Consider the following 18,016-nt stretch of genomic DNA (forward strand, 5'->3'; position numbering starts at 1 on the left):
AGCGCACAGAAACTGGGATCATCAGCGTCGCGTCAGGGGCTGAACGCGTCGCTGGCCAAAACCGCACCACCCCGACGACCCGGGCTCGATTGCCCAAGGCTCGCCGGCCACCGCACGAAGGCGTCAGAGCGCTGAAGCCGGTGGCGGAATCCCTCGCCGCCTTGCCGGAAGATAATCAGGCACGATCAAAGGCTGATATCCATGTAGATGCGGTAGTCGTGAATCAACCCGTTGCGGACACGGAATACGTTGCAGGACGGCAGGGTCAGCTGATGGCCGTCAAGGCGCTTGTAATGCACGTCCATCGTGGCGATGACACTGCCGTCGTGGGCTTCCCAGATGTCAATTACTTCGTGGCGGATCGCGGCGATCCCACGAAGGAAGGGGTACATCGTCGCGGCGAAGTCGGCTTTGGTGTCGGTGGGGTCGGCGCTCCCGAAGCGGAAGTGCACGTCGTCAGCGACACAGGCATCCATGGAGTCAAGGTCGTGATTATCGATGGCATCAAGCAAAGTACGGACGATGCCGGCGGGGCTGGGTCCAACTGTGCGCATGGTCGATTCCCGGAGAGTGCTGAGGACGGGGAACTGATAGTGGCCGCCCACAAATCGCAACGAATCGTTTAGCCCGCGGACGACGCGTCGTCCCTGCGCATCGATGACCCGCGTGGATTCACCCACGTAGGGCGCAATAGCCTCGTAGCTGTCAACTTTCGTGATTTGCCCATCGGTAATCGCGACCGCAGACGCGTGTGGCCGGGCCGGATCACCGGTGTAGATCCGGGCGTTGCGCACCACCACGTCAGCCGGCGTCACGTTCAACGGTGGCGCTGGCCGGCCACCTGTCACGGGCATGGTGAACATGTGCAGCTCCTGTGTGGTCTCGCCTTGAAATGCCTCCTAGGACAATCTGCCCGACCGGGCGTAGAAAAGCCGAAACCGCGGTTTTTGCGATGCCTTTCGGCTAGTCGGCAGGTTCCGCCGTAGTCCGCGGTCGAGATAACGATATGACCATAGCGCCGGCCGCGCAGAGCAAGCCGAGATCGCTTGCTAGGCCCAACTGCGACGTTGAGCACCCGTTTTGGCTGGCTTACGCAGGCGTGCAGAAACTATGGTTCATGGAGGCGATTGCAGCTGGCAGGTAGTCACCGATTGCCGCTGGCGGTACTCGGCGATGGGCGCCACCTTTGGCGACTTCTGCGCCCCGCGACGCAATTCTGGATCCTATGGATATCAGCACGCTTGGGCCAGTCACCGGCGAACAATCCGTCGCTGCGGGCTCGGCGCCTCGGGCCGCGGCGAAGTACGCCGTCGAAGCCATCGGCACATTCTTTCTGGTATTCACCGTGGGCGCTGCAGTGGGCAGCCGTAGCCCGCTGGCTCCGCTCGCTATCGGTGCGGTCCTGATGGTGATGGTCTACGCCGGTGGGCACCTCTCCGGCGGCCATTACAACCCCGCAGTGACTCTCGCGGTGTTGGCGCGACGCCGGATTGGGCTGCGCGATGCAGTCGCCTACTGGCTGGTGCAGCTCGGTGCTGGTGTGCTGGCCGCGGTGGTGGTGCGAACGGTCATCGATCCCGCGCAGCTCGCCGCGACCGCGACAGTAACGCTGAGCGGCCGCGCGTTGGTGGCCGCGTTTGTGGCGGAACTGCTGTTCAGTTTCGCGCTGTGTTATGTCGTGCTCAATGTCGCAACCAGCAAAGACCACCCTGACAATTCCTTCTACGGTCTGGCGATCGGGTTCACCGTAGTGGCCGGCGCGGTAGCGGTGGGGGCTATCTCAGGTGGTGCGTTCAACCCGGCGGTAACGCTGGGCGCTGCGGTGATGGGCATGTTCGCCTGGCCGACGCTGTGGGTGTACCTCGTCGCGCAAGTCATCGCCGGCGCCACCGCTGGCGTTGTATTCCTCGCACTCAATTCCGACGACAAATGACAAGCCGCCGAACGGTATTCAGCCACCTCGGGGACATGACGACGAGTAAGCGGCCCACCGCAACGACAACCGACCCCGGTATCGCAGCGCCCAGTCACGAGTATTCTCACAACATCGGTCCAGGCGACCCAATCCTGCTGCGCGACCGCTACCTAACCGAGCAGAGATCTTTCACTCTGTTGGACACCACGGCTCGCGCGGAACTCGGTCGCGACCCCGACGAGCGCGGATCGTCGTGGTCCCCGGCCATGTCGATTCTGGTCTGGTTCACACTGAGTGCGGTCGTCATGGTGCTGCCCAACATTTTCGGTTCGGGTACGGCGGCATCGAGCTTGGCTATCGCCTCGGCAGGCGTGGCCCTGTTTGCGGTCGGGGCGGCAATCGGCCAGCTCGACAGTCGAGGTGCCATGCGCTCGGGCACACGGCTACTCCTCATCGGTGGCGCCGCCGTGCTTCTCGTTTTTGTGCTCGGACACCTGGCCGCTGCCAGTACGGCCGGATAGCCGGACGGTCGCCGGTTCGGAAAGTAATGGGAGACGTGCACAGTGTCGTCTGTGAGCCGTGGTGGCGGCGAGATAAGCCCTTGCATGTCAAGAGGATTCGCGACAGCGTCAGGAAGGCTCTGCTTTCGACCAAGACGCAGCGCAACGGCGGAACGCCGCACTCTATGACTCCAGCATGACCGAGCGAGGCCTGCTTGCAGTGCTGGTACTTTCCCGTGCGACTGGTGAGCCGGCCGGTAGCACGCATCAAAGTTCGCGCGCTACCGGCCGGCTGGCTATGTGAGAGCGAGCCTGTGCGGCAGTTCCCCCTCTAGAAACGCGGGTCCGGGCGCGAATTGACCCGTGCCACTTTGGATCCCCAGGAAATCAGCTCAGGGCTGGCGTCATCGTTGGGGATCTGGCACTCGATGAGGACCGGCCCGCCCTTGTGCGAGCGTGCCTTGTCGATCGCTTCGGCCAGTTCCGCCGCGGTGGTGGCCAGCAGTCCGAGCCCGCCACCGTCTTCCGCGTTGAACACATTGATGAGCCCGGCGTAGTCCCAGTTCTTGTAGTAGTTGTAGGGGCCGTCATGAATCGCCGATTCGATCACGTACCCGCGGTTGTTCACCAGGAAGATCAGGGTCTCCTGGCGGTGGCGGATCATGTTCGAAACCTCTTGGGCGGTCAACTGGAAGGACCCGTCGCCGACGACCAAGACCAGGCGCCGGTCATCCTCGAGGCCCATCGCGTAGCCGAAGCTGGCGGGAACGGACCAACCGATGGAGCCCCACTGCATCTCGATCTCGAACCTGGCACCGCCGGGCAGAGCCGTGTACATGCCGTTGAGCCAGGAGTCACCGGTTTCCACCAACAGCGTGGACTTCGAGTCCAGGTGTTGCTCGATCTGGTGCCACAGTTCGGCCCGGCTCAGCGGCGCTGCGGGGTCCTCCGGCGTGTGACGCGCTACCGACGCCGTGCCTCTGAGGCGCTTGTACTGCGTCAGGGTCGCGTTGTTGGCTTGGACCTTCTTGGCAAGGTCGGACAGGAAGTCCGCCAGCGCCACACCGGTGTATTCGACGTCGGCGAAACGCACCGCGTAGGACTCGGCGTTGATCATTCGTTGCCGAGGTGGCTGCGCGCTCCAGCCCACCGTCGTGTAGTCGCTGAATACCGGGCCGGCGGCCACGATGAGGTCAGACCAGTCGACGATGGCTTGGCAGTGCGGGGTGCTCACCTCGCCCCAGTAGATGCCCGCGTATTGCGGGTGGTCTTCGGGGAAGAAGCCCTTGGCGTTTGGCATGACCGCTACTGCGCAGCCCAACGCCTCGGCCAATTCCTGGAAGGCCTCGATGGCACCGTAGGGGCGAAGGTGGCCCCCTGCCAACAGAATCGGCTTCTTCGCTTCCGCGAGAAGGTCGGTGGCCCGGCCGACCGCATCGGCCAGCATCAGCGCGTTGCTCGGCTGCCCGGACGAGAGCGTCGAGAACGGCGCCGGCGGAGGGCAGGGTGCGGCCGACAGGTTGCACGGAATCTCGATGTACGCGGGCTTGCGCTCGCGCAACGCCGTGCTGATCGCGTGATCGATCATCTCCGGTGCATTGGCGGGGTGCTGGATGCGCACCGCCGCGCACGTCACCTGCCTGAACACCTCGTACTGGGCGGTGAAGTCATGGGTGCCCATCGTGTGGTGCAGGATGTGATTTTCCGCCGGGTCGTTGGTGTTGGGGCTCGATGACACGATGATCACCGGGAGGCGCTCGGCGTAGGCGCCGGCCACCCCGTTGAGCGCGGAATACGCGCCCACGTTGAAGGTGGTGAGGACGGCGCCGGCCCCGTTGACCCGGGCGTAGCCCTCGGCCGCGTAGGCGGCATTGAGCTCGTTGCAACACCCGATCTGCTCGATGTTCTTGTTTTCCAGCAGTTCATCGAGCAGGACGAGGTTGTAGTCCCCAGGGACCATGAAGTATTGCTTCAGCCCGATCTGCTCGAAGCGGGTCGCGAGGTACTTCCCCACGGTGAAGTCAGCCATGATTACCTTTTCCTTTTGCATTGAGTTGGTCGACCTGGGGGATCATCACTCCGGTGCGTCGATCGGAACGACGTTGATGAGCTTCTTGTTGACGAATTCCTGAATGCCGATGTTGGACAGTTCGTGCCCGTAGCCCGACAGCTTGACACCGCCGAACGGCAGGTCCGGCTTGGTCCACGTCGGGTGATTGACGAACACCATGCCGGTCTCGATCCGCTTGGCGACCTCGACCCCACGCTCGGCGTCCTGCGTGAACACCGATCCGCCGAGCCCGAAGTGGGAGTCGTTGGCCAGCCGCACTGCGTCGTCCTCGCTGCTCGCCCGGAAGAAGAGCGCCACCGGCCCGAAGAACTCCTGGTAGTAGGCGGGGTTGTCCGGGGTTAGGTCGGTCAGGATGGTTGGCTGCACAAAGGCTCCCGTGGTGGGCACGGCCTCACCGAGCGGGATGGCCGTCGCGCCGGCTTCGACTGCAGCCTTGATCTTTTCGTGCAACTCGTCGGCGGCACCCTGGCTGGACATCGGCGGCAGCGTGGTCGCCTCATCGAACGGGTCACCGGCCTTCAGGGCCGACAGCGCGGCCTTGAACTTCTCCAGGAACTCGTCAGCGATCTCCTCCGCGACGATGATCCGCTTGGAGGCCACGCAGCACTGCCCGCCGTTGTTCATCCGGCCCCACATCGCCCAGCGGACGGTCTTGTCCAAGTCGGCGTCGGCCAACGCGATCAGCGGGTCCGAGCCGCCCAACTCCATGGTCGACTTCTTCAGGTTCTTGCCGGCCCGGGCCGCGACGACAGCGCCGGCGCCCTCGCTGCCGGTCAGCGACACACCGCGCACCCGCGGGTCGTCGAGCAGCATGTTGATTTGATCCCTGGTCGCAAAGAGGTTGGTGTAGGCGCCCTCGGGGGCACCCGCCTCCAGCAGCAGCCGCTCGAAGGCGGCCGCCGCCTGCGGGACGTTGGACGCGTGCTTGACCATGACGACGTTGCCGGCCATCAGGTTCGGGGCCGCCACCCGCGCCAGCTGGTAGAACGGGAAGTTCCACGGCTGGATGCCCAGGATCACCCCGAGCGGCGCGCTGACCAGCATGGCGTTGTCGTTGACGCTCACCGTGTCGATACGCTCGGGCGCCAGGAACTTCTCGGCGTTCTCTGCGTAGTAGTTAAAGATGTCCGCGCTCAGCGCCACTTCGCCGAGGCTCTCGTTGTAAAGCTTGCCCATCTCCAGCGTGAGCAGGCGGGCGAATTCGTCGGGCCGTTCGGTGAGGATGGCCGCGGCACGCCGGCACACCGCGGCGCGCTCGGCGTACGATGCCTGGCTCCACGACTCAAAGGTCTTCTGCGCCTGCGCAAGAAGGTTCATCGCCTCCGCGTCGGTCAGTTCGTCAAAATTAGCGACGACCTCGTTGTTGTACGGGTTGACGGTCCGATATGCCATGGTGTTCCTCCATTTGTTTGGAAAGCAGCTCTCAACCGCTGTTCTCCGACGTTGTGCTTCGTTCCTGAGACATCGCTTTGCGCAAGCGATTACGCGCAGCTCCTTGCTGTCGCGTTCTGCTTCAAAGCATGCGGGTTCGGCAAGGACATGTCGTTACCGTCACCGCCAAATCGATATACCTGCCAGCAGGTAAAGGTTTCGAAGCGACGACTCACTGACGAATCGTCAAATCTGTAACGCCTGCCGGAGCATTTCACTCGTGAGGCTGACATGGACCACCGGCTCGTCCCGAACTGACTGCGTTACAACGCGACTGAGTGAACTTGGAGCCAACCGGTAGACAAGTCTGCAGGTGGCATGGATGTATTCACCGTCGCCGGCAGCGACCCTTGTAGCAGAGCGTTCGAGCGTGACAGGAGTCTCGGCGACGAGACGCGCTCGAGTGAAAGGAGCACCAGGTAGATGAAGAACCTCAGAATCGCCCTGTCCGCCGCGACCGGGTTGGCTGTGGCAACTTTCGGGTTGTCCTCGCTGCTGCCGAGTTCCGTGGCGACGAACGTAGCCGACTGCCCCAGTGGCTGGTACTGGAATTCCGGGACGCAGAACTGCGTCCCGCCCGGCCTGCCCAACGATCCCCCCAACGGGTGCCTGACCGCCGATGGCACCCACCTCAACGGCACCATCTGCGCGAACTGAACACAATTCCGGCGAACGGCTTTGCCGGCCCGGCAGTCCAGCCCTCCTATCGGAGGGCTGGAACGTCGCAATGGCTCGGCGCGACCAACGGCGCCAACGTCCAAAATTGTGTAAAGGACAGAGGGGTTAGCGGGCGCCGGCGCCCGTTGAAGGCTGCATGGATGGCGGCCGCGATGTCGTCTTGACTTCGCGCAATGTCGTCTTGACTTCGCGCAATGTCGTCTTGACTTCGTCAACGGCAAGGTTCTCTCACCGGAGAGAAGGCAGGCATCGAATGCTTCAAAGATCCGCGGCGTTTCACTACCGCCCTGGCAGCGTTATGATTCGCGGTATTCAGGCGACCGGTGAGGCGGTGGTTGCTGGTGAGCGATCGCCATCGCGACGGGAACGCGTTGACGTCGCTGTCTGGGCGGCGAATCGAGTGTGCGGCGCTCGACCGAGTGCTGGATCAGGTGGGTGGCGGTCATAGCGCCGTGATGGTTCTGCGGGGCGAGGCGGGGATCGGCAAGACCGCGCTGCTGCGGTACGTGACCGATCGGGCGGCGGGCTTCACCGTGGCACGGTGCATGGGCGTCGAGTCGGACATGGAGTTGGCTTTCACTGGGCTGCATGACCTATGCGCGCCCATGCTTTCGCGCCTGAAGGCGCTGGTCGAACCGCAGCGTGCAGCGCTGAGTGTGGCACTGGGTCTGGCGTCTGGGGAGCGTCCCGAACCTTTCCTGGTGGCGCTGGCGACGCTGAACCTGTTCGCGCAGTCCGCTGAGGAACGTCCGCTGCTGTGCGTGGTCGACGACGTGCAGTGGTTGGATCAGGCCAGCGCTCAGGTGCTCGGCTTTGTGGGCCGGCGGCTGCTGGCCGAGCCGGTGGGACTGGTGTTCGCGGTCCGAACGACGGCGGCCTCCGACGATTCCCTGGCGGGTTTGCCCGCGTTGCGGCTGTCCGGGCTCGACGAGCGGTCGGCTCGGGCACTGCTGGCATCGGTGACCACGGCGCGTCTGGATGAGAGCGTGCGCAGACGCATCCTTGAGGAGGCGCACGGAAACCCCTTGGCAGTGCTCGAGCTGGGCGCGGTGGATTTCGCGGGCGGGTTTGCGCTGCCCGACGCCATCAGTGTTCCGCGCCGCATCCAGGACCAGTACCTGACGCGGCTGCGCGAGTTGCCGCGGCCAGCCCAACGGCTGGTGTTGGTAGCCGCGGCCGATCCGGTCGGGGATCCTGCGCTGCTGCAGCGCGCGGCACAAGCGCTGGGTCTGCACATCGACGCGGTGGACCCGGCCGTCGATGCCGGGCTGCTGGATATCGGTGCGGGGATACGGTTTCGGCATCCGCTGCTGCGCTCGGCGGTGTACGGGGCGGCCGAAGAGGAAGAGCGGCGGGTGGTCCATGCCGCGCTCGCCGAAGCGACCGATCCGGACCTTGACCCCGATCGACGGGCCTGGCACCGGGCCTATGCAGCCGACGCTGCCGACGAGGAGGTGGCCGCCGAGCTGATCGGGTCGGCCGATCGCGCGCAACGCCGCGGCGGCGTTGCCGCGGCGGCGGCGTTTTTTGAGCGGGCCGTGGCGCTGACCCCTGATCCGGGCCAGCGGGCAGAGCGCGCACTGGTTGCGGCCGAAGCAAAATACGCCGCCGGGGATTTCGTGGCCACCGGAAAACTGTTGGCAGCCGCGGAGATAGGTCCCCTAGACCAGCATGGGCATGCGCGGCTCGAGCGCATGCGCGTGCAGACCCAATTCGGCCTACAGCTCACGTTTCTACTCAACCGCGGCCGAGAGGCTCCGCTGCTGCTGCTGGAGGCGGCGGCGCGGCTGCAGCCGCTGGACCCCGTTCTGGCGCTGGAGACGTTACTGGAAAGTCTGGTAACCGGGTTGTACGCCGCGCGCCTCGCCGCAGGGGGAGGTGTTGCAGACGTGGCGCGGGCGGCGAAATCCGTTCCGTTAGGACCCGATCCACCGCATCCGCTGCTGTTGCTGCGCGGGCTGGCGGTGCGGGTCCTCGACGGCTATGTGGCCGCGGCGCCGCTGCTCAAAGAGGCGCTGCGCCTGTATCGGGCGCAGCCGGTGCAGCTGGATGCGCTGTCGCACCCCTACTGCCTAGTGGTCGCCGAGCTGTGGGACGACGATGCGTGGTTTGAGCTTTCCGACGGCCAGGTCCAGCTCGCACGCTCCAGTGGCGCCCTGAGCTGGCTTCCGGTCGCCCTCGGTTGGCTTTCGGAGTTTCATGTCCGGGCTGGCGAGTTCGCCGAAGCTGAAGCCCTCATCTCGGAATGGCAGACCTTGGACCCGGGGGTCGGGGAGATCAGCTTGCAGTACGACGCGGTGCTGCTGGCGGCCTGGCGCGGAGACACGACACACGCAACCGACCTATTTGAAAAAATGATCGAGGCCGGTTCCAGGCGGGGTGAGGGCGCGGCTTTGAGTTACGTCGACTTCGCCAAATCGGTGCTCTACAACGGTCTGGCGGAATACGACCGGGCCGCCGAGGCCGCGCACAACGCCGTCGGCACAAACGACTTCCTCGTCTCCACTTGGGCGCTGCCCGAACTGGTGGAAGCCGCGGTGCGAAGTGGCCAGCCGGCGCGTGCCGCCGAGGCCTCGGAGCGGCTGTCGGATATGGCCGCGGCCAGCGAGACCTACACCCTTCGCGGTGCGGCGGCGCTTGCGCACGCACTGGTGGCCGACGGCGATGTGGCCGAAGAGTTTTACCAAGAGGCGATCGAGTCAGTCGCCGGCACCCGGATGGTGTCTCAACTCGCGCGGGCGCGCCTCTGCTACGGCGATTGGCTGAGACGTAGCCAGCGCCGCGCCGAGGCGAGCACTCAGCTACGGGCCGCTTTTGACGCGTTTTCGGCCATGGGCGCCAACGCTTTTGCTGAACGCGCCCGCCGCGAGCTGGAGGCGACCGGGGAAAAGGTACGCGCACGACGCGACGATCCGGTCGCCGGACTGACGCCGCAAGAGCATCAAATCGCCCAGCTCGCCCGGACACGGCGCACCAACCCCGAGATCGGCGCCGAACTCTTCCTGAGCGCACGCACCGTGGAGTGGCACCTGCACAACATCTTCACCAAGCTCGCCATCAGCTCACGCCACGAACTCGACGCCGGCCTCACCCGCCGCAGCCCCGTCGCGGCCACGCCAGACCGCTAACGCGGCATCAAGAGTTTCAGCGGATGGAAGTGCTTGGCCATGGCGTTGGCAAGGTTAAGATTCGCGGTTTCATGCGCTCGGTGCGGTAAGGACGGTGGTTGCTGGTGAACGGTCGCCGCGTCGGGAACTCGTGGACGTCGCTGTCGTCGTTGTCTGGGCGGCGAAGCGAGTGCGCGGCGCTTGAGCGAGTGCTGGATCAGGTGCGTGGTGGTCGCAGCGCCGTAATGGTTTTGCGGGGTGAGCCAGGCATCGGCAAGACCGCGCTGCTTCGGCATGTGACCGACCGGGCGGCCGGCTTCACCGTGGCGCGGTGCGTGGGCGTCGAGTCGGACATGGAGTTGGCTTTCACCGGGCTGCACGACCTGTGCACGCCGCTGCTGTCTTCCCTGGACGCGTTGGTCGAACCCCAGCGCCAGGCGCTCGGTGTGGCGCTGGGTCTGGCGTCCGGGGAGCGGCCCGAACTGTTTCTGGTGGCGCTGGCGACACTGAACCTGTTTTCGCAGGCCGCTGAGGAGCGGCCGCTGCTGTGCGCGGTCGATGACGTGCAGTGGCTGGATCAGGCCACCGCCCAAGTGCTCGGCTTTGTGGGTCGACGGCTGCTGGCGGAACCGGTGGCGCTGGTGTTCGCGACCCGAACGACGACGGCCTCAGAGGATCCACTGGCGGGTTTCCCCGAGTTGCGCTTGTCCAGGCTGGATGAGCGGTCGGCTCGGGCGCTGCTGTCATCGGTCACCACGGCGGCACTTGACGAAAGCGTGCGGAGACGCATCGTCGAGGAGGCGGGCGGAAATCCGTTGGCATTGCTGGAACTAGGCGTGGTGGACTTCGGGGGCGGGTTTGCGATGCCCGACACCGAGAGTGTTCCGCGTCGCATTCAGGACCAGTACCTGACGCGCATGCGCGCGTTGCCACGGGCAACTCGACGGCTGCTGTTGGTCGCCGCGGCCGACCCGGTCGGTGATCCGGCGCTGTTGCAGCACGCTGCCGAGACGCTGAAGGTGCCGATCCACGCGGCCGACTTGGCCGTCGATGCGGGACTGTTGGAGATCGGCGCCGGGGTACGGTTTCGCCATCCCCTACTCCGCTCGGCGGTCTACGGCGCCGCCAAGGTCGAGGAGCGGCGGGCGGCGCACGCGGCACTGGCCGAAGCAACCGACCCCCAGCTTGACCCCGACCGTCGGGCCTGGCATCGCGCCTACGCCGCCAACGGTGCTGATGAGGAGTTGGCCGCCGAGCTGATCGGGTCGGCCGATCGCGCACAGGGCCGTGGCGGGGTGGCCGCGGCGGCGGCGTTTTGGGAGCGGGCGGTAGCGCTGACCCCAGATCCCGGCCGGCGAGCCGAACGCGCCCTTGTTGCGGCCGAAGCCAAATACGCCGCGGGAGATTTCGTCGCGACAGAAAAGCTGTTGGCCGCCGCCGAACTCGGCCTCCTGGACACGCAAGGGCGCGCACGGCTCGAGCGACTGCGCGCGCAGATCGAATTCGGCCTGCAGGTGGCATTCGTGCTCAACCGCGGCAGTGAGGCCCCACTGCTGCTCTTGCAGGCGGCGGGGCGGCTGCAGTCGTTGGATCTCGGCCTGGCGCTGGAGACTCTGCTGGAAGCCCTGGTAGCCGGCATGTACGCCGGGCGCCTTGCCGCCGGCGGCGGCTTGGCGGAGGTAGCACGGGCGGTCAAAGCCCTGCCTTCGGGGGCCGAGCCGGAACCGCATCCGCTGCTGCTGGTGCGGGGGCTGGCGGTGCGGGCGCTCGACGGCTATGTGGCTGCGGCGCCGCTGCTGAAAGAGGCGCTACGCCAATTCCGGGCCCAGCCGGTGCAGCTGGACGCGATCGCCCATCCGTACTTCTTCGTGGCCGCGGAGTTATGGGACGACGACGCGTGGTTTGAGGTCGCAAACGGCCAAGTACAGCTCACGCGCTCCAGCGGCACCCTGAGCTTTCTGCCGGTCTGCCTGGGTTGGCTCACGGGATTTCACGCCTGGGTTGGCGAGTTCACCCAAGGCGAGGCCCTGATCCTGGAGCACGAAAGCATCGACCCGGGGATCACCGACCGCATCTTGCAGTATGGCGCGGTCCTGCTGGCGGCCTGGCGTGGAGACGCGCCGCGGGCAACGGACCTGATGGAAAAAATGGAGATGAGTGCTCGCAAGCGAGGTGAGGGCTGGGCATTGACCTATGTGGACTATGCCAAATCGGTGCTCTACAACGGTCTGGCGGACTACGACCGAGCCGCCGGGGCAGCACAGAACGCCGTCAACGCGAATGACATGGCCCACTCCTCGTGGGCGCTGCCCGAACTGGTGGAGGCGGCGGCGCGAACCGACCAACCTGCACGTGCCGCTGCTGCATGTGAGCGGATGTCGGCCGTCGCCGCGGCCAGTGGGACCGATGGAGCCCGTGGTACGGCGGCGCTCGCACGGGCACTGCTGGCCGACGGCGATGTCGCAGAAGATTCATACCGCGAGGCCATCGAGTTGCTCGGCAGCACCCGGATGGCGTCGCGCCTGGCGCGGGCACGACTGTGCTACGGCGAGTGGCTGCGGCGCAACAACCGGCGCGCGGAGGCGGCCACCCAGTTAAGGACCGCATTTGACGGGTTTAATGCCATGGGCGCCAACGCTTTTGCCGAACGCGCACGCCGTGAGCTGGAGGCTGCCGGGGAAAGGGTGCGCCCGCACCGCGATGACCCGTCCGCCGAACTGACGCCGCAAGAGCATCAAATCGCCCAGCTTGCGCGGACACGGCGCACCAACCCCGAGATCGGCGCGGAACTGTTCCTGAGCGCACGCACCGTGGAATGGCACCTGCACAACGTCTTCGCCAAGCTCGCGATCAGTTCACGCCACGAACTGGACGCCGCCCTCAGCCACCGCAGCTCACTCGCGGCGGCCAAGCCACGCGGATAGGTCCGACTCCTAAGCGGCTGCCCTCGGACGAACCCGAAGTCGAGTAGGGCTGCGCCCCAGCACAAGCCGCCACGGAATGTCCTCGGGATCCTCGGCCAGTTCTAGTGGGGGGTCGGTCGCGAGCACCGCTCGCAAGTACTCCTCCACCGCGACTTTCGCGAGTGCGGTTCCGAGGCAGTAGTGGGTTCCCGCGCCAAAGCTGAGCAGCCTCGGTGTTTCTTGTCCATCGAAACGGTTGGGGTCGAATCGATCCGGGTCTTTCCACGCCGACGGGTCCCGGTTAGCGGCGCCGGTACAGAGGTAAAGCATCGACCCGGCCGGGATGACGGTCCCGTGTAGCTCGACGGACTCCGCGGCGGTGCGTGGAAGCGCCGGAATGCTAGGCTCCAAGCGCATTGTTTCGGCGACGGCGTTGGTCAAACGAGCCTGCTCGTTATGTATTCCGACGAGTTGGTCGCGGTGCTGCAGGGCCACCAGGATCGTGCAAGGAATTTGGCTTCCGGTCGTATCGTGTCCCGCGACAAGCAGATTGACGATCATTGCGGTCGTTTCCTCGCGGGTCAGACGCTCGCCGTCTACCTCCGCGGCCAACAATGCGCTGATGAGGTCCGATCCGGGGTCTGCGCGTCGGCGCGTTATCAGCTCATCGACATAGCTCAGCAATCGCGTGATCGCCACGGTTGCGTCGGTGATCTGGTCGGGAGTCATGACGTTGAATACTGGACTCAAACTGCTTGCCCAGCTTGCGAACACGGCGACGTCGCTTGCGGGAACACCGAGCAGGCGGCAAGTGATTCGCGTGGCAAGCGTCGAGCAACTTCCGATCAGATCTCCGCCGACCTCGCTGACGGCGCCGACCGCTTCGGTGGCCATGTCGGCAGCCGTTGCCCGCAGCCCCTCGACGGACCTCGGGGTGAAAGCCCGGGAAACCAGCGAGCGCATGCGACGGTGATAGCCACCCTCGTTTGTGAACATCAGGCGGCCGTACCAGTCCCTCAGGGGCCCGTCGGTAATGCCCATCATGTCGAACAAGAGCAGCCCGATACCGCTTACGTGCGGATCGTGGGCGAGCGCTTCGACGTCCTGCTGCCGGAGCACGACGGTCGCGCCGGTCAGGCTGTCCGTCGCCAACGGGCCTCGTTGCGCCGCGTCCCGCAGCACGCCATGCAGATCACCGGTCAGGCTCATGACCAAGTCGATCGAGGGGCACACCGTCGCTTTTTGCGCCATGAGGGATGGTCTCGCCGGTTATGCGGAAAAGCAAGGAGCAATTGCAGGTCCTGCCGCAGAACACCTGGGGCTTTGCTCCACGCCGTGAAGATACATACTTAGACGATGCCGCCCGGGCGTCGGCGCCTTCCCGGCAGCGGGAAGATACCCAGTGGACCGTCCGCGGACGCAGTTTCCGCGAGCCGCCCGCGGTCGACCGCTGGACGGCTATACGCGTTGCTGACCCCCTCGACCCGGCCGTCGGCCGGAGTTGCGGTCGCCATCGCGGCTGCGTTTCTGATCGCCGAAGCCGTGCTGGCCATTCTTCTGAAGGAAGTCGATCCCCAGGACTCGACGGGCATCCTTTACGCCGTTCTGCTGGGTGTGGCTCTGGTGGTCAACTTTGTGGCCGGTATCGCGGCAGCGGGTGCGGCTAGCGCCGAACGGCGCCGCGATGCCGAACTGGCGGCCGAACTGGCTCGCCTCATGCTGCAGGCCGGCGATCTGCGATCCGCCGCCGAGGGGGCGGCTCGCCATCTTGCCGCCGCGTTGAGCATGCAGTTCGCCTCCGTCGAATGGAGTGAGTCGGCCGGTGATCATGGGCGGTGGGCTATCCCTTTGCGTGACGCCGACGTAGTGGTTGGCGTCCTCGAGGTGCCGGACAATCTACCCAGGACGACGCGCGAACGCCTGCTCCGGTTGGTGCCCACGTTCGAAGCGTTGCTCGCCGCCGCGCGGGAGCGCCAAACCATCAACGACAGATTGATCGAGACCCGCCAGAGACTGGAACGGTTCTTCGACCTGTCATCTGACCTCATGGTGATTTCCGACCAGGGCAATTTGCTGCAGGTAAATCCGGCGTTCGAGCGCACGCTGGGTTATACGGTGGACGATTTGGCGCCGGCCGCATTCGAACTATTCGACCTAGTGCCGCGGGAGGACATGGATCGGCTGCGAGAGCCGATCCAGGAGCTAACCGATGGACGCGGACCCGTTCGATTCGAAAATCGGGCCACCGGCCGCGACGGTTCCCCGCGCTGGATCGACTGGAACGTGGCGCCGCACCGGGGATTGTTCTATGCCGTTGGCCGCGATATCACCAGGCAGCGCAAAGAACAGGAACAGCTGCGACAAACCCAAACCATGCTCGAGGCCAACCGCGACGCGCTGCGCGCACTCGCCGAGCAGCAGGCTGCGTTGCGGCGCATCGCGACACAGGTCGCTCAGGGCGCGAGCCCCGACGAGGTTTTCTCCGCAGTGGCCGAGGAAATAGGCCGGTGCCTGAATGTCGCCGGCGCAGCAATCTCCCGTTATGAGCAGGACGCAGTCGTCGTACTTGCGCTGGCGCCTGTTTCTCCCGAGATCAAAGACATGGTGCCGATGCGGGTGCGCTTCCCACTTGACGGGGACAACGTCGCCACAGGGGTGTGGCTCACGAAACGGCCCGCGCGGATGGACAGCCACGCCGGCGCCACCGGTGCCGTCGCCGACCTCATGCGCCACCTGGGCGTCCAATCCATCGTCGCTGTCCCAATTCTCGTCGGCGACCGCGTTTGGGGCATGGCCAGCGGCGGCACGACCGGAGACGAGCCGATGCCCGCGGACACCGAAGAGCGCCTCGCCGACTTCGCCGATCTGGTCGCCACCGCGATCGCCAGCGCCGTCGCCCGCGATGAACTGCAGTCCAGCCGCGACACGCTGCGTGAGCTCGCCGAGCACCAGGCCGGGTTGCGGCGGGTGGCAACGCTGGTCGCGCAGGGCGGCGGCGCCGTCGAGGTGTTCCAAAGTGTCAACTATGAGATGGCGCGATGCATGCATGCTACGGATGCGCGGCTGTCTCGTTGCGAAGACGATGGAACAGTAACCGTGCTCGCCGCCAGAAACGAGCCAGGGATGCAGAGCGTGCCCGTCGGCACCAGCATGACGTTGGCAGACGACCACATTCTGGCGAGGGCGTTGAGCACCGGCCAGCCCGCGCGCGAAGACAGCCTGACCAACACCGGAACCTGGTCCCGCGAAACTAACGACGAGACGGGCGTCCGTACGGAGCTCGGCATTCCCGTCGTTGTCGACGGCCGGGTGTGGGGGGCGGTGCGGGCCGGCACCTCGGGTCCGCAGCCGGCGCCGTCCGACACGGAGGCGCGCATCGCAGACTTCGCCGATTTGATAGCCACCGCGATCAGCAACACCGCGGCGCGCGAACAATTAAAGGTCAGTTCTGGGAGCCTGCGTCAGCTCGCGCGACAGCAGACCGCGTTGCGCCGGGTAGCGGAGTTGGTGGCTCGCGAGGCGGAACCCGCCGAGGTGTTTGCTGCGGTGGCCGAGGAGATGGCCAGTTGTCTGGACGCCTACAACGCAACGGTGGCCCGCTTCGAAGGCGATGAGATCGTGATTGAAGCGCTTGGACGCACCGAGCTCGAGCTGCCCAACAAGCCGGCAGTTGGTGAGCGGTTCCCTATGGACGGCGACCATGTCGCCCCGATAATTGCGCGCACCGGCCGCCCCGCCCGGATGGACAGCCACGAGCAGGCGCGCGGTACCACGGCCCAACGCATCCGGGAGATCGGCGTGGAGTGCATGGTCGGTGTTCCGATCATGGTCGGGGGCCACGTGTGGGGCTGTGTTGCCGTGGCGTCGGGAACCGGCCCACTGCCCGCCGACACCGAGGCGCGCATGGCCGATTTCGCCGATCTGGTGGGCACCGCGATCGCCAACGCCGCCACGAGGGCGGACCTGCAGGCCAGTCGCGATAGCCTGCGCGAGTTCGCCGACAACCTCAGTGTGTTGGCCAGGCAGCAGGCTGCGCTGCGGCGGGTCGCCACGCTGGTCGCGCGCGGAGTCAGTCAGTCCGAAGTGTTTTCGGCGGTGGCCGAAGAGATGGCTGGGTGCCTGGATGCGGGTAACACCGAGGTGTTCCGCTACGAGAATGACGGCGAGGCCGTCCTCGTCGTCGCCTCCTACGCCACCGGCCCGGTGAAGTTTTCGGTGGGTGAACGCCTTACCACCGAGGGGGACAACATCTCGGCGGTGGTGTTTCGCACCGTACAGGCGGCGCGGATGGACAGCTGGGAGGGCGCCACCGGCTCCATTGCCGAACGCGTTCGCGAGTTGGGTATGCGATCGCGAGTCGGCGCCCCGATTGTGGTGGATGAGCGGGTGTGGGGAGTGGCCATCGTCAGCACCACTCAACCCGACCCTTTGCCACCCGACACCGAGGGGCGCATCGCCGAGTTCGCCGAGCTGGTGGCGACCGCAATTGCCGCCGCGACCGCCCGCGCGGAACTGCTTGCCTCACGGGCCAGGATCGTGGCCGCCGCCGATGACGCTCGCCGCCGCCTGGAACGCGATATTCACGACGGAGCCCAGCAGCGGCTGATATCGCTGGGGCTGAAGCTTCGCCTGGCGGAGGAGTCGGTACCACCTGAATGTGATGATCTCAAAAGCGTCGTCTCGGAGGCGGTTACGGGTTTGACAGAAGTTTTCAATGAGTTGCAGGAGATCTCCCGGGGTATTCACCCGGCGATCCTGTCGACAGGTGGGCTGGCCGCGGGGTACAAGACGCTGGCCCGCCGCTCACCGACGCCCGTCAACCTCGACCTCGCGATCGAGCGCCGGTTGCCCGATTCCGTCGAGGTCGCCGCCTACTACGCGGTCGCTGAGGCGCTTACCAACGCCGCCAAACACGCTCAAGCCTCCGATGTAAGGGTGCGGGCGTACACCACCGACGAAAGCCTCAATGTGTGCATCTCGGACGACGGAATCGGAGGCGCCGACTCCCGTAACGGCTCCGGGCTAATCGGGCTCAAGGACCGTATCGAAGTACTCGGCGGCAGAATGCATGTCGCCAGTCCTCCAGGCGGCGGGACATCCATCGACATCACCATTCCGCATAACTCAAACGAAAGCTGATCCCGGCGTTTCTGTCCAACGGCATTGCTATGAGGCAGCTCCGCACGCCACCGTTGAAGTCTCGTTTGATATTCGAATCCTGAGCGCTCCGCTTGTGATGCAACGCAACTCTGACGAATCGTCAGGACCGCGAATACCTGCTAGCAGGGTGTAGCCATTGCCGTCAGCGGCAACGACATCCAGGCGCGGTAGCGGCATGCTTAGTGACGAATGCGGTACACGCGAATGTGCTCCGCCGAGAGCCCCTGGTATCAAACCCTTTTCGGGAAGGA

The 18,016-nt window shown here is 65.5% G+C and carries 10 protein-coding genes; 6 read left to right on the forward strand and 4 right to left on the reverse strand.

Annotated elements, in window-relative coordinates; genetic code table 11:
- Positions 1–185: 185 nt before the first annotated feature.
- Entirely contained in the window at positions 186–863 is a 678-nt protein-coding gene (locus A5764_RS06885; protein WP_156664537.1) for a nuclear transport factor 2 family protein, read from the reverse strand.
- Between the two features lie 362 nt (positions 864–1,225).
- Between A5764_RS06885 and A5764_RS06890 the strand changes: the two genes are divergently transcribed.
- Positions 1,226–1,933 (forward strand): MIP/aquaporin family protein, encoded by a 708-nt coding sequence (locus tag A5764_RS06890; protein WP_082951545.1) that lies wholly within the window; start codon positions 1,226–1,228, stop codon positions 1,931–1,933.
- 35 nt (positions 1,934–1,968) lie between these two features.
- Positions 1,969–2,436 (forward strand): VIT1/CCC1 transporter family protein, encoded by a 468-nt coding sequence (locus A5764_RS06895; protein ID WP_067110535.1) that lies wholly within the window; start codon positions 1,969–1,971, stop codon positions 2,434–2,436.
- 310 nt (positions 2,437–2,746) lie between these two features.
- Here the strand turns inward: A5764_RS06895 and A5764_RS06900 are convergent, their stop codons facing one another.
- Complete coding sequence (locus tag A5764_RS06900) at positions 2,747–4,444, reverse strand: alpha-keto acid decarboxylase family protein (protein WP_067110681.1); 1,698 nt, start codon at positions 4,442–4,444, stop codon at positions 2,747–2,749.
- A gap of 45 nt (positions 4,445–4,489) precedes the next feature.
- Positions 4,490–5,878 carry an NAD-dependent succinate-semialdehyde dehydrogenase gene (locus tag A5764_RS06905; RefSeq protein WP_067110537.1) on the reverse strand — a complete coding sequence of 463 codons (1,389 nt, stop codon included), beginning with the start codon at positions 5,876–5,878 and terminating at the stop codon, positions 4,490–4,492.
- A 462-nt stretch (positions 5,879–6,340) separates the two neighbouring features.
- Here A5764_RS06905 and A5764_RS28120 point away from each other — a divergent pair, with 462 nt between their 5' ends.
- The 3 genes from A5764_RS28120 to A5764_RS06920 all read left to right on the forward strand — a co-directional run bounded on the left by A5764_RS28120 (position 6,341) and on the right by A5764_RS06920 (position 12,626).
- The gene (locus A5764_RS28120) at positions 6,341–6,574 is read left to right on the forward strand and encodes a hypothetical protein (RefSeq protein WP_156664538.1); all 234 of its coding nucleotides are present in this window, start codon (positions 6,341–6,343) and stop codon (positions 6,572–6,574) included.
- 362 nt (positions 6,575–6,936) lie between these two features.
- On the forward strand, positions 6,937–9,723 hold the full coding sequence (locus tag A5764_RS06915; RefSeq protein ID WP_156664539.1) for an AAA family ATPase: 2,787 nt from the start codon (positions 6,937–6,939) through the stop codon (positions 9,721–9,723).
- A 104-nt stretch (positions 9,724–9,827) separates the two neighbouring features.
- On the forward strand, positions 9,828–12,626 hold the full coding sequence (locus A5764_RS06920; protein ID WP_067110543.1) for an AAA family ATPase: 2,799 nt from the start codon (positions 9,828–9,830) through the stop codon (positions 12,624–12,626).
- 9 nt (positions 12,627–12,635) lie between these two features.
- Here the strand turns inward: A5764_RS06920 and A5764_RS06925 are convergent, their stop codons facing one another.
- The gene (locus tag A5764_RS06925; protein ID WP_067110546.1) at positions 12,636–13,856 is read right to left on the reverse strand and encodes a cytochrome P450; all 1,221 of its coding nucleotides are present in this window, start codon (positions 13,854–13,856) and stop codon (positions 12,636–12,638) included.
- Between the two features lie 216 nt (positions 13,857–14,072).
- Here A5764_RS06925 and A5764_RS27250 point away from each other — a divergent pair, with 216 nt between their 5' ends.
- Complete coding sequence (locus tag A5764_RS27250) at positions 14,073–17,744, forward strand: GAF domain-containing protein (RefSeq protein WP_197501225.1); 3,672 nt, start codon at positions 14,073–14,075, stop codon at positions 17,742–17,744.
- Positions 17,745–18,016 lie beyond the last annotated feature (272 nt).

This window comes from Mycobacterium sp. 852002-51057_SCH5723018, from assembly GCF_001667035.1.
Classification (GTDB): Bacteria; Actinomycetota; Actinomycetes; order Mycobacteriales; family Mycobacteriaceae; genus Mycobacterium.